Origin of the sequence: Kitasatospora sp. NPDC093806, from assembly GCF_040683335.1 — a bacterium.
Lineage (GTDB): Bacteria > Actinomycetota > Actinomycetes > Streptomycetales > Streptomycetaceae > Kitasatospora.
The window spans coordinates 39,291-52,168 of record NZ_JBFBDO010000017.1 but is presented as its reverse complement, the minus strand read 5'-3'; the positions used below and the strand labels follow the sequence as shown (position 1 = coordinate 52,168).

The window sequence follows — 12,878 nt, the reverse complement described above, 5'->3', positions numbered from 1 at the left end:
GCCGTCATCAGGAGGCCAGCCGTTCGGCGATGGCGCCCACGGTCTTGCCGCGGAACACCACGTGCGGCGGCACCCGGGTGCCGGTCTGCTGGGAGAGCTTCATCGCGACCCGGACGGCGGCCAGCGAATTGCCGCCGATCCGGAAGAAGTTGGCCTCCGGCCCGAGGTCGTCGGCCAGCTCCAGGACGGCCCGGACGGCGTCGGCGACCAGCCGCTGGTCCGGGGTGAGCGGGTCGGCGGCGGCGCCGGCGGAGCGGTCGGCGGGACGCTCGGCGGAGCGGTCTGCGGGGCGTTCGGCGGGGGCGGGCAGGGCGCGCCGGTCGACCTTCCCGTTGGCGTTCAGCGGCAGCGCGGCCAGGACGTCGAGCGTCGCGGGCACCATGTGCTCGGGCAGCAGCCCGGCCAGGTGGTCGAACAGCGCGTCCGGCCCGGCCTCGGCCCCGTCCGCGAGGGTGACGTACCCGGCGAGCCGGTGGTCGCCGGGGCTCGGCTCGTGGACGGTGACGGAGGCCTCCCGGACGGCGGGGTGGCGGGTCAGCGCGTCCTCGATCTCGCCGGGTTCGACCCGGAAGCCGCGCACCTTCACCTGGTCGTCGATCCGGCCGGTGATCTCCAGCAGCCCGTCCGCCCGCCGGTGGCCGAGGTCGCCGGTGCGGTAGAGCCGTTCGCCGGGCGGGCCGAACGGCGAGGCGACGAAGCGTTCGGCGGTCAGCCCGGGGCGGCCGACGTACCCGTGGGCGAGCCCGCCGCCGGCCGCGTACAGCTCGCCGGTGGTGCCGTCCGGGACGGGATTGAGCAGCTCGTCGAGGACGTGCACCGCCTTGCCGTGCAGCGCCCGGCCGATCGGGATGGCGGCCCCGGCGGCGTCCTCGGCGGTGGCGCGGTGGCTGGTGGTGAGGCCGAGGCTCTCGACCGGGCCGTAGCCGTTGGCGACGACCAGCCCCGGGTACTGCTCCAGCGCCTTGCCGACGTGCGTGACGGAGGCCCGCTCACCGGCCGTGAAGGCCACCTTGAGGTCGTCGTAGGTGTCCGGGAGCTCCTCCAGCAGGAAGTTGAACAGGCTGGCGGAGAGCTGGAGCTGGGTGACGCCGTGCCGGCGGGTGAGCTCGGCGATGGCCTGCGGGTCGGGCCGCTGGCCGGGCTGGAGGACACACACCCCGCCGAACGCCAGCGCGCCGTACAGCTCCAGCGCGAAGGCGTCCCAGGAGACCGGGGAGCACTGGAGCCAGACCTCCTCGGGGCCGAAGCGGGCGTAGTCCTGGCCGAGGTAGGTGGTGGTGAGGGCGCGGTGCGGGACGGCGACGCCCTTGGGGCGGCCGGTGGAGCCGGAGGTGAACATCACGCAGGCCAGGTCGGCGCCGGTGACGGCCACGCCCGGGTCGTGCCCGGGGCGGGCGGCCACGGCGGCGGCCGCCGCGTCCAGGTCCAGCTGCCGCCCGACCGGGAACGGCGGGCCGGCGTGGCGGTGGGTGACCAGCAGGGCCGCGGCGCAGTCGGCGTACGAGCCGGCCAGCCGCTCGGCCGGGAAGTCCGGGTCCAGCAGGGTGTAGCCGGCGCCGGTCTTCAGGGCCGCGAGCAGCGCGGTCACCAGGTCCGGTCCGCGCTCGACCAGGACGGCGACGGTGTCGCCGCGGCCGATGCCCTCGGCGGCGAGGTGGTGCGCGAGCCGGTTGGCCCGGGTGTTCAGCTCCCCGTAGGAGATCCGCTGCTCGCCGGAGACCAGGGCGAGCGCCCCCGGCTCGCGGGCGGCCCGGGCCTCGAACAGCGCGTGCACGGGCGCCTCGACGGCGGTGGCGAGGGTGCCCAGCCAGGCCTCGCAGAGCTCGGCCATGGTGGCCTCGTCGAACAGGTCGGAGTCGTACTCGAAGCGCCCGGTGAAGTCGGTGCCCCGGTCGTCGACGGAGATCGACAGGTCGAAGCGGGAGACCGGGTTGGAGTACAGCTCCCGGGTCACCTCGATGGCGCCGATCGTCAGCGGACGGGTGTCCAGCGGGTGCAACTCCAGCAGCACCTGGCAGAGCGGGTTGCGGTTCTCGGCGCGGTCGTCCGGACGGTCCTCGAAGACGGTGGCGGCGATGTCGTCGAACGGCGCCTCCTGGTGGCGGTAGCCGGCGATCGCCACCTCGCGGACGTGCCGGACCAGCTCGCGGAAGTCCGCGGCCTCGTCGAGCCGGACCCGCAGCGGCAGCAGGTTGACGAAGTAGCCGATCAGGGCGTCGAGTTCGGCCCGGCCGCGGACGCTCACCGGGGAGCCGAGGACGAGGTCCCGCTGCCCGGTACGCCGGTGCAGGGTGAGCGCGAGCCCGGCCAGCAGCACCATGAACGGGGTGGCGTCCTCACTGCGGGCCAGCGCGCGGACGGCCTCGGCGACCGGGCGCGGCATCGCGAAGCGGTGGAAGGCGCCGCGGAAGGCCTGTTCCTCGGGGCGGGGGTGGTCGACCGGCAGCACCGGCTCGGTCGGGGCGCCGCGCAGGTGCTCGCGCCAGTGGGCGAGTTGGCGTTCGGCGGTGGCCTCGTCCCGGTACTGCCAGGCGCTGTAGTCGGCGTACTGGACGGCCGGCTCGGGCAGAGCGGCCGGACGGCCGGTGGCCGCCGAGTCGTAGAGCGCGGCGAGTTCGCCCTCCAGGACGGACAGCGAGCCCTCGTCCCAGACGATGTGGTGGCAGAGCAGCAGCAGGGTCGCGGTGTCGCCGGTGCGGTAGAGGTGGGCGCGGACCAGCGGGCCGGTCTCCAGGTCGAAGGGGACCAGGGCGACCTCGGCGATCAGCGCGTCCAGCCGGTCGGCGTCGGTCTCGGTGACCGTGAACGGCAGCTCCACGGACGGGTGGATCACCTGTCGGGGGCCGTCCTCGGCCAGTTCGAAGGTGGTGCGCAGGGCCTCGTGGCGGGCGACCACGCCGGCCAGCGCGCGCCGCAGCAGCTCCGGGTCGACCGGGCCGGCGAAGCGGAACACCCAGGGCACGATGTAGGTCGGCGCGCCCGGGTTCCACTGGTCGAGGAACCAGAGCCCGCGCTGGAACTTGGAGAGCGGCGCCGAGCCGGCCCCGGCCCGGGTCAGCTCGGGGCGCTCGCCGCCCGCCGAGGCGGTGACGGCGGCGGCGAACTCCGCCAGCGTGGGGGCGTCGAAGATGGTGTACGGGGAGATCATGCCGAACACGTCGAAGCAGCGGCCGACCACCCGTACGGCGGTGAGGGAGTCCCCGCCCAGGTGGAAGAAGTTGTCCTCGGCGCCGACCTCGGGCACGCCGAGGACGTCCGCCCAGACGGCGGCGATCAGCTGCTCGGCGGGGGTGCGCAGCGGGCGGCGGCCGGCCGGGGCGGTGGCGGCGGGAGCGGGGTCGGGCTGCGGTTCGGGCAGGGCGGACCGGTCGACCTTGCCGCCGGCCGTCAGCGGGAAGGCCGCCAGCGGGGTGACGGTCGCCGGGACCATGTGCTCGGGCAGCCGGTCGGCCAGGTGGGCGCGCAGCTCGGCGGGGTCGGGGGCGGAACCGTCGCCGGTGCCCGTCAGATAGGCGGCGAGCCGGCCCTCGTGGGCCACCACGACGGCCCCGGCGACCGCCGGGTGCGCGGCCAGGACCTGCTCGATCTCGCCGGGTTCGACCCGGAAGCCGCGGATCTTCAGCTGGTGGTCGGCCCGGCCGACGAACTCGATCGCGGCGTCCGGGCCGTCGGCCGGGCGGCGGACCACGTCGCCGGTGCGGTACATCCGGGCGCCGGGCTCCGGCGCGAACGGGTCGGCGACGAACCGGCCGGCGGTCAGGCCCGGGCGGCCGTGGTAGCCGGCTGCCAACAGCGGTCCGCCCAGGTAGAGTTCGCCCACCTCGCCGGGCGCCACCGGCCGCAGCCGGTCGTCCAGCAGGTAGCCGCGGCGGTCGCCGAGCGGGACGCCGATCGGCACCACCTCGCCGGTGCCCGCCGAGGGGCCGGTGAGCAGGTGGGTGGTGGCGGTGACCACGGTCTCGGTCGGACCGTAGGCGTTGAGCAGCGGCACCCCGGTGGCGGCCCACCAGCGGGCGGCGGCGTCCGGGTGGAGGCGGTCGCTGCCGGAGATCATCAGCCGCAGGGTGCGCGGCGCGCGGGGGCGGAGGGCGGCCACGACCTCCTGGAAGTAGCCGGCCGGGAGGTTGGCGACGGTGACGCCCTCCTCGTCCAGCACCTCCAGCAGGGCGTCGGGGGCCAGCAGTTGGCGCTCGGGGACGACCAGGCAGGCGCCGACGGACAGGGCGGTCAGCACCTGCTCGACGGCCACGTCGACGGTCGGTCGGGCGAGGTGCAGCACCACGTCCTCGGCGGTGAGGCCGTACCGGTCGACGGCGGCGGCGAGGTGGCCGGTCAGCGCGGCGAGCGGGACGTGCACGCCCTTGGGGCGGCCGGTGGTGCCGGAGGTGTAGATGAGGTAGCCGGCGGTCGCGCCGTCGGGCGTGCCGGTCGCCGCCCCGGGGGCGAGGTCGACGAGCTCGCCGTCCGTCCAGGCCAGGGTGGCGCCGGCGTCCTCGCGGATCCAGCGGTTGCGCTCCTCGGGGGCCTCCCGGTCCAGCGGCAGGTAGGTGGCCCCGGCGCGGAGGGCGGCGAGCAGGCCGACCACGTGGTCGAGCCGGTCGCGGCCGGTGACGGCCATCGTCCGGCCGGGGGCGAGCCGGGCGGCGAGGTCGCCGCTCAGCTCGTCCAACTCCCGGTAGCCGACGGTCCGGCCGCCGAGCCGTACGGCCGGCCGGTCCGGGAACCGGCGCGCGACGGACATGAAGGGGAAACCGCGAGATTCCATCATCCAACCCCGATGAATTAGCGACTCTGCTGGCAGTGGTCTCGACGATAGGCGCGCTTTTCGGGCCCGATCGGCAGAACCCGGGGAAGACCACCGGCAGCTTCAACTGCCGCTTGACTTACGGGAGTTGGCGAGAACGCCGCAGCCCGCCGGGGTGCACGGGGGCACCTCGGCGGGCTGCGGCGAATTTCTTATTCTTCGGTTGTCCGGGGACGAATCTCAGGAGGCCGCCGGGAATGCGGCGGACCACACGTCCTCCCGGTCCAGCGCGGCCGGCGCGTACTTGCCGAGCGCACTGATCAGCAGGCGCAGTTCGAGCGCCAGGCACTCGGTGAACCGGACCAGCCCGGCCTCCGGGTCCTCGGCCGCCGCCAGCAGGGCGGCCCGGCCCAGGCCCACCGCCCGGGCGCCCAGGGCCAGCGCCTTGACCGCCCGGCCGCCCTCCCACATCCGCCCGGAGACCAGCAGGCAGGGCGGCGGACCGGCGGCCGCCAGCCGGGCCAGGCACTCCGCCAGCGGCAGGCCGACCTGCGCCGGGAAGGCGCCCGGCGCCCAGCCGGTGCCGCCCTCGGCGCCGTCCACGGTGACCGCGTCCGCCCCCGCCTCGGCGGCCACCCGGGCGGCCTCGGCGACGTCCCGGCCCGGGTGCAGCTTCACCCAGACCCGGGCCCGGGGGAAGTTGTTGCGCATCAGCCGGACCTGCTGGCGCAGGATCTCCGCGGTGAAGGTGCCGGGCGTACTGGCCCGCAGGACCCGCCCGTCGGAGCCGAGGACCGGGTCGATGCCGTAGCGGTCGCCGAGCCGGGCCGCCGCCTCGGCGTCCAGCACCGTCATGCCGCCGAGGCCCGGTTTCGCTCCCTGTCCGACCTTCAACTCGAAGGCCAGCCGCCCGGATTCGAGCAGCGGCAGGGCGGCCGGGTCGCTGTAGGCGAGGTTCCAGACCTCGGCGTCGGCGTCCTCGGTGGACTGCTGGATGGCCACGCCGCCCAACCTGTCCGGGAGTTGCTCGCTGTAGGCGCGCAGCCGGCCGAGCAGCGCGCGGTCGGCGGCCTCGCCGAGCCGGCCGTAGCCGTTCACCGGGACGACGTTCTCACCGATCACCATCGGCAGCCCCAGCGCGCCGGCCTGCCGGCTGAGCGCCAGGCCGAGGTCCCCGCCGGCCACCCGGGTGGAGCCGGTCGCCGACACGTACACCGGCAGCGAGGAGGTGAACCCGCCGATGGCGGTGGCCAGTTCGACGTCCCGGTAGTCCGGCTCGCGGCCCAGGTCGATCAGCCGGGCCAGCCGCTGCGGCACGAACACCGGCGGGACGATCCGCAGCGCGTCCAGGGCGTCCGCCGTCCCGTAGGCGGGCTGCTCGGCGCCGAACAGCACCTGCCCGTAGCTGCCGGGCGGCGGGAAGGCGGCCGCCGTCCCGGCCCGGGCCCGCTGCCGGACCTCCTCCTCCGGGAACCCGGGTGCGCTCAGGTCACTCATGGCCCGCTCCGCTCCGCCCGCCGTTCCGCTCGCCGGGCCGGCTGCCGGGTCGGCCGCCGCGCCCGGTCACGGGGACACCACCCCCGCCAGCTTGGGGAAGGCGCTGGCCTGCCAGACCGCGTCCAGCCCGGCGACGTACCGGGTCAGCCGCTCGACGCCGATGCCGAAGCCGGCGCTGCCGGGCACGCCCTCGCGGACCAGGTCCAGGTACCAGCGGTACTTCTGCGGGTTCTCCCCGGTCTCGCGCATCCGGGTGACGATCTCGGCGTAGTCGTTGGTGCGCTGGCTGCCGCTGCACAGCTCGCCGAAGCCCTCGGCGGCGATCAGGTCGAAGTTCCGCAGCAGGCCCGGATCCTCGGGGTTCTCCCGGTCGTAGAAGCCGCGCGAGCCCTTCGGGTAGTCGGTGACGAAGAACGGCCGGTCCCGCTGGGCGGAGAGCAAGGCCTCACCGGCCCAGTCGAGTTCCGCGTCCGGGCTCTGCGGGTGGCCGAGGCCCTGGAGCTCGGCGACCGCCTCGGCGTGCCGCATCCGGCCGAAGGAGCCCTTCAGCAGCTCAGTGAACGAGTCGACGTCGCGGCCGAGTTCGGCAAAGTCCTTGGGCAGCTCGCGGACCGCGCTGGCGACCATGTGCACCACCAGCTCCTCGACCAGCCGGACGGCGTCGTCCCGAGTGGCACCGGCCACCTCGACGTCGAGCTGGTGGAACTCGGCGAGGTGGCGGCTGGTCCCGGCGGTCTCCAGCGGCTCCAGCCGCACGTTCGGGGCGATGCAGAAGATCTTGTCGAAGGCCAACAGCGAGGCCTGCTTGTAGAGGATCGCACTGGTCATCAGCTTGTAGCGGTGGCCGTAGAAGTCGATGTCCACCTGCTTGGAACCGCGCGAACCCGGGTCGGTGACCGGACCGATGATCGGCGGGAGGAGCTCGGTGAAGCCCTGGGCACGCAGGAACTCGCGGGCGGCGGAGAGCAGTTGGTGCTGGATCCGGAGCGCGCTGCGGGTGGTCGGCGCGGTCAGGTGGCGGCCGGGGTCCGGAAGGGTCGCGGGGGTGCTGGGCCCGTCGGTGGTCATGGCGTGGTGAGTCCCAACTCTCGTCGTGCGGCGGGTGATCGGTTCGTGGACGGGATGGCGGTGGCAGGGGTGTCCGGGGGCAGGGGGTCGGCGGCGGCGCGGGCGTCGTAGCTCCACTGGACGTGGGAGAGCGCGCCGAGCAGGTCGGCCGAGCCGAGGATCGGCGGACGCGGGCCGCCCGCCAGGCCGGCGATCGGCATCGAGCCGACGTCCGACCAGTGCAGCCGGCCGTCCGGACCGAGCGAACTGCGGGCCCGGCCGGCGTTGTCGGGGTGCAGGCAGTACGGCACGTCCAGGTAGCCGGCCGCGAAGGCCCGGACCAGCGCCCGGCCGAGGTCGGCGTCCAGTTCCAGCACGGCGCCGATCAGCGCCCGCGCCTCCGCCTCGATGCCGGTGTCCTGGACGCTGACCGCCGAAGCCCTGCCCTCCCCGGCGGCCACGGCGGCCGCGGTCTCCAGGGCCTGGACGTTCTCGGCGACGGTCGGGATCCGGTGCGCCTCGGCCGTCGTCTTGACGATCAGCCGGGCGGCCCCGGTCCGCACCGCCAGCCGGGCCGCGTCCGCCAGCAGCAGCCGGGCGCCGGCGGGCGTACGGGGGAACACGCCCATGTAGGCGTAGAGGACGATGTGCCGGTCGACGTCCGGGAGCAGCTCGTCGGCCAGTTGCCGCAGGACGGTGAGCGCCTCCTCGTCCTGCCGCCGGTCGGCCTGCTGGGCGTAGCTGAGCGAGATGCTGCGCAGGCCGTGCTGCCGGAAGAACAGCGCTTCCAGCACGCTCATCGCGATCAGCAGGCTGGGCGGGCAGAGCTGGCCCATCAGGCAGCCGCCGAACGTCTCCAGGTGCGGCTCGGCGCCGAACTCCCGGATCGAGGCGAGCAGTTCGCAGCTCCGCCGCCAGGCCTCGACCGCCTCGCGCAGCGGCGTCCGGCTGTACGGCAGGCAGTACGAGACCGGGCCGCCCTCGGTGGCGTCCAGGCCGACCGCGAGCAGCGCCCGGACGACGTGTTCGGGCAGCGCCGACCCGTGCCGGACCTGCACCGGGAAGCCCTCGTCGGCGACCCCGCGCAGCACCGCCCGGGTGACGTCCACCGGGTGGCCGGCGATCGGGTAGCCGTTCAGGCCCACCCCGTCGGCCAGGGCGCGGCGGGCGGCGGCGAGGTCGCCGGTGCGGGTGTAGCTGTCCAGGGTGATGGTGCCGACGGTGACGGCGGCGGCGGCCCGGGTGGCGAGCAGTCCGTCGCGCATCAGCAGCGGGTCGGCCATGCCCATCCGCGGCTGGACCACCAGGGCGCCGGCCGCGCGGGCCCGGGCGACGAACCCGCCGAAGCCACCGGAGCCGCCGGAGCGGGGCGGGGCCGGGACGGTGTCGCGCGCCGTCCGGGCGAGGCCGCTCACAGCAGCACCCCGGCGGCGGGGACGGGGACCGGGACGGAGACGGGGGCGGGAACGGCGGCGGAGCCGGTCGGCAGCGTCCGGATGAAGGACTGGAACTCGGCGACCGAGCGGCCCTCCTCGAAGACCCCGTCGAAGCCCGCCGCGAGCAGCGACTGCTGCCGGGTCGGGTCGCCGGAGCCCGCGATGCCGAGCTTGCCGCCGATCACGGTGGGCGTGCCGCCCAGCTCGGGGCAGGCGCGCAGCGCGGCGATCACCCGCAGGCCGTCATGGTAGCCGTGGCCGTTGACGCTGCTCAGCACGATCAGGTCCGGCTCGATCCGGCGGCACTCGGCGACCAGCAGGTCGTCCGGCACACAGGCGCCCAGGTTGGTGACCCGGTGGCCGAGCTCCTCCAGCAACAGCTGCAGGTAGACCAGGTTCCAGGTGTGCGAGTCCGAGGCCATGGTCGTCACGACGATGTCCAGCCCGGCCGGTTCGGCCTCTGCGCGCTGCTGCTCCAACTCGTTCACGGCGCAAACCCTCTGTGTCGGTGGTCGGTGGGTGGTGGGGAGTCCCGGCCGGCGGTGGTGACTACCCGGCACGCCCGGCCATGAGAGAACGGTAGGGAGGATCCGGCGGCCGGACCGGCAGCTCACCCGGCAAGAGACGGGCAGTATCGGCGGAGGTCGGGGCGGGTCTCGGCAGGGCGGGGCTCAGCTGGCCGTCGCCAGGACCGGGTACGCCCCGGCGGCCCCGAAGAGGCGGCGGCAGAGGTTGAGCACGGTGAACCGGACGCCGTCGCGGGCCGGGAAGCTGCGGATCAGCCCGCTGGCCAGCAGCTCGTGCACGGCGGCCAGCGACTCCTGCGGCGGCCGTCCGCTCAGCTCGACCGCGTCCTCCCCCGACCAGTCCCCCGGCTCGGCCGCCAGCCGTTCCAGCAGGTCCCGCTGGCCGAGCGTCAGCCGGTCCAGGGCCGCGCCGAGCGCCGCGCCGACGTCACCGCGTCCGCCGAACGCGGCCGGCGGCGGCGCCAGGTGGAACGGCCCGTCCGCCAGTCGGGCCACCAGCTGGCGCGGGGACAGCACCGTCGACCAGCCCGCCGCGAGCTCCAACGCGCCCGGCAGGCCGTCCAGCTGACGGCAGAGCGCGGCCACCGCCGGCGCCTCCTCGGGTTCCAGCCGGTAGCCGGGGCGCAGCCGGCGCAGGTGCGAGAGCAGCAGCCGGACGGCGCCGACCTCGGCGAGCGCGACCGGGTCGTGGTCGAGTTCGGGGCCGGGCGTGGGCAGCGGCGCGAGCGGGATCACCTGGCCGCCGGGCAGCGCCTGCGGGACCCGGGCGGTGATCAGCACGCACAGGCCGGGGCAGCGTTGGAACAGCTCGTCCAGCAGGGTGGCCTCCAGGCCGGTCTCGGCGCCGTCCAGGACCAGCAGGGTCGGGCGGGTGCCGATCGATCTGCTGAGGTCGGCGCGGCGTTCGGGACTGAGGCCCGGCAGCCGGGCCCAGTCGATCCAGCGCACCGACCAGCCGGCCGTCAGGTGCAGCCGCTGGGCCACCTCCAGGACCAGCCGGGTCTTGCCGACCCCGCCGAGGCCGGCCACCGTGATCAGCCGGTCGCCGTGCACGGCGAGGGCCTCGGCCAGGACCTCGACCTCCAGGTCACGCCCGACGATCGCGCCGCGGGCGACCGGTGGGGCGGTGGGTTCGTCGCGCGGCTCCTCGGCGAGGGTCTGGCGGCGCGCGGCCGCCTCGAAGGCCGACCGGCTGCGGCCCTCCAGCCGCAGCGCGTCGGCCAGCAGCCGGACCGTCTCCTGGCGGGGGCGCTGGACGCGCCCGCTCTCCATGTCGCGGATCGCCCGGACGCTCAGGGTCGCGTGATCGGCCAGCACCTGCTGGGTCAGGCCGATCCGCTCGCGCCGGATCCTGAGCAGCTCTCCGAAGCCCGTCGTCGACTGCAGCGACTGACCGCCGTCCATGCTTCGTCCGCCTTCCGTGGGTTGGCCAACTACCGGGGACCGGGGGTTCGGGCGGCCGTCCCGGCGCACCGAGGGCGGCGCCGACCGGTGGTGACCGTTCGAACCGTGTTCCCCCTGCCGCCGATGGTCCACGGCCCGGTTCTACGGCCGATCAACGGCCGATCACCACACGTTCACGCGGCCTCCGCATCGTCCACGAACCCTCCGGGGAGGGGGCGAGGGAGGCAGCTGGGGGCCGACGGGGAGGCGGGCGCGGGCTGGGCGGGGGGAGCTTGGGGCGGCCGATGGCCGGCGGGGAGGGGGCCGGCAGCCGCGGGCGGGGCGGAGGCAGGTGGGGCCCGACGAGGCTGGCGGGGAGGCGGGCGCGGGTCGGCCAGGCCCGCACGAAACCGGCCCGGCCGTACCGCATCGGGGGACGGTACGACCGGGCCGGTGGCTCGGGCGGGGCGGGCGGAGGGGTGTCAGGCGCGCTGCATCCCCGGGTTGTACGCCTCGGTGACGAAGGACGCCGCCGTGCTGACCGTGCCACCCGGCTTGGTGATGTGCGAGATCACCCGGTAGTCGGCCCGCGCGTGCTCCTCGTCGAGCGTGATCGCGGTGTAGCCGCGCCGCCCGTCGTAGAACTTCAGGTGCGGGTTGGCCGCCGTCAGGGTGGCCCAGTTGCCGGGCTTCTCCGCCCCGTCCCCGTCGCTGGCGATCGAGGTGCCGACGATCTCGACGCCGACCGTCCGCGAGTCCGGGTCGTCGAAGTTCCGCTTGACGTCCATCGCGTAGGCGACGTGCACGTCCCCGGTGAGGATGACGAGGTTCTCCACCCCGATGTCCTCGGCCCCGGCCAGCAGCCGCTCCCGGGCCGCCGGGTAGCCGTCCCAGGCGTCCATGGAGAGCCGGGACTTCGCCTCGGTGGTGTTCTTCCGCCGGGAGAACACCACCTGCTGCGGCACCACGTTCCAGACCGCCTTGGACTTGCGGAAGCCGTCCAGCAGCCAGCGCTCCTGGGTGGCGCCCATCAGCGTGCGGTTGGGGTCCTCGGACTCCGGGGTGGGGAACTGCCAGCCGTCGCCGTTGGCCTGGTCGGAGCGGTACTGGCGGGTGTCGAGGATGTCGAACTGGGCCAGCTTGCCGTAGTGGTGGCGGCGGTAGAGCTTGAGGTCGGTGGCGTCCGGCTTGGGCATCCGCAGCGGCATGTTCTCCCAGTACGCGCGGGTGGCGGCGGCGCGGCGGGCGACGAACGCCTCCGGCGACTGGCCCTTCTCCGGGATGCCCGCGGCGTAGTTGTTCTCCACCTCGTGGTCGTCCCAGGTGACGTACCAGGCGAAGGCGGCGTGCGCGGCCTGGAGGTCGGGGTCGGCCTTGTAGAGGGCGTACCGCAGGCGGTAGTCCTCCAGGGTGGTGGTCTCGTGGTTGAACAAGGACGGCAGGGTGCGGTCGGTGTACTTGCGGTCGCCGCCGGCCGCGTCGATGCCGTACTCGTAGATGTAGTCGCCGACGTGGAAGACGGCGTCCAGGTCCTCGTTCGCGAGGTGCTTGTAGGCGGTGAAGTAGCCGTCCTCGTAGGCCTGGCAGGAGACCAGGCCGAACCGGACCCGCTCGATGTTCCGGCCGCGGGCCGGGGAGGTGCGGGTCCGGCCGACCGGGCTGATCCAGCCGCCGACCTTGAAGCGGTACCAGTGGACGCGGTCCGCGTCGAGGCCGTCCACGTCGACGTGCACGGTGTAGTTGAACTCGGCGTGCGCCTTGGCGGTGCCGCGCCGGACGACCTTGCGGAACCGCTCGTCCCGGGCGACCTCCCAGTCCACCTTGACCAGGCCGGTCGGCGGCAGACCGTGGCCGGGCTCCAGCGGGCGGGGGGCGAGGCGGGTCCAGATCACCACGGCGTCGCTGAGCGCGTCCCCGGAGGCGACGCCGAGCGTGAACGGGTTCTCGGTCAGCGTGCGGGGGGCAAGTTCGGTGTCGGCGGCGTGGGCGCTCGGCAGGTTGGTGGTGAACGCGAGCGCCGCGGCCGCCGAGGTGACGGTCAGGAACCGGCGGCGGCCGAGGCCGAGCCGGGTCGCGGCCTCCCGGAACTGCTGGTCGTGCGGGGCCTGGTCGTCTGTGCGGGCCATGAGTCTGGACTGCCTTCCGTACGCTGGGACCGGGTGTGTACGGAGGGATTGGACTGGACCGCACCGTCCATCGGGCGTCCGAACGTCGGCATACAAGTGATCATCGGGTGATAACGCC

General features: G+C 74.9%; 7 protein-coding genes. All 7 read right to left on the bottom strand.

The features are described from left to right. Positions 1-7 precede the first annotated feature (7 nt). Positions 8-4,741, bottom strand: coding sequence for an amino acid adenylation domain-containing protein (locus AB0N76_RS12000; protein WP_363555902.1), 4,734 nt, complete (start codon positions 4,739-4,741; stop codon positions 8-10). A gap of 243 nt (positions 4,742-4,984) precedes the next feature. After that, positions 4,985-6,241, bottom strand: coding sequence for a glutamate synthase-related protein (locus tag AB0N76_RS11995; RefSeq protein ID WP_363555900.1), 1,257 nt, complete (start codon positions 6,239-6,241; stop codon positions 4,985-4,987). 66 nt (positions 6,242-6,307) lie between these two features. Beyond that, on the bottom strand, positions 6,308-7,309 hold the full coding sequence (locus AB0N76_RS11990) for an asparagine synthetase A (RefSeq protein WP_363555898.1): 1,002 nt from the start codon (positions 7,307-7,309) through the stop codon (positions 6,308-6,310). Continuing rightward, entirely contained in the window at positions 7,306-8,592 is a 1,287-nt protein-coding gene (locus AB0N76_RS11985; RefSeq protein WP_363555947.1) for a methylaspartate mutase, read from the bottom strand. The genes AB0N76_RS11990 and AB0N76_RS11985 overlap by 4 nt, the downstream gene beginning before the upstream one ends. Positions 8,593-8,699: 107 nt before the next feature. Next, positions 8,700-9,212, bottom strand: a complete 513-nt coding sequence (locus AB0N76_RS11980; RefSeq protein ID WP_363555896.1) for a cobalamin B12-binding domain-containing protein — start codon at positions 9,210-9,212, stop codon at positions 8,700-8,702. Positions 9,213-9,395: 183 nt separating this feature from the next. Beyond that, entirely contained in the window at positions 9,396-10,655 is a 1,260-nt protein-coding gene (locus AB0N76_RS11975) for a helix-turn-helix domain-containing protein (RefSeq protein WP_363555894.1), read from the bottom strand. Between the two features lie 461 nt (positions 10,656-11,116). Continuing rightward, positions 11,117-12,760 carry an alkaline phosphatase D family protein gene (locus tag AB0N76_RS11970; protein ID WP_363555892.1) on the bottom strand — a complete coding sequence of 548 codons (1,644 nt, stop codon included), beginning with the start codon at positions 12,758-12,760 and terminating at the stop codon, positions 11,117-11,119. Positions 12,761-12,878: the final 118 nt, after the last annotated feature.

Bases quoted from the DNA above. Each gene is read 5' to 3' on its own strand.
- AB0N76_RS12000 (WP_363555902.1), bottom strand. From the start codon at position 4,741: ATGTCCGTCGCGCGCCGGTTCCCGGACCGGCCGGCCGTACGGCTCGGC.
- AB0N76_RS11970 (WP_363555892.1), bottom strand. From the start codon at position 12,760: ATGGCCCGCACAGACGACCAGGCCCCGCACGACCAGCAGTTCCGGGAG.
- AB0N76_RS11975 (WP_363555894.1), bottom strand. From the start codon at position 10,655: ATGGACGGCGGTCAGTCGCTGCAGTCGACGACGGGCTTCGGAGAGCTG.
- AB0N76_RS11995 (WP_363555900.1), bottom strand. From the start codon at position 6,241: ATGAGTGACCTGAGCGCACCCGGGTTCCCGGAGGAGGAGGTCCGGCAG.
- AB0N76_RS11990 (WP_363555898.1), bottom strand. From the start codon at position 7,309: ATGACCACCGACGGGCCCAGCACCCCCGCGACCCTTCCGGACCCCGGC.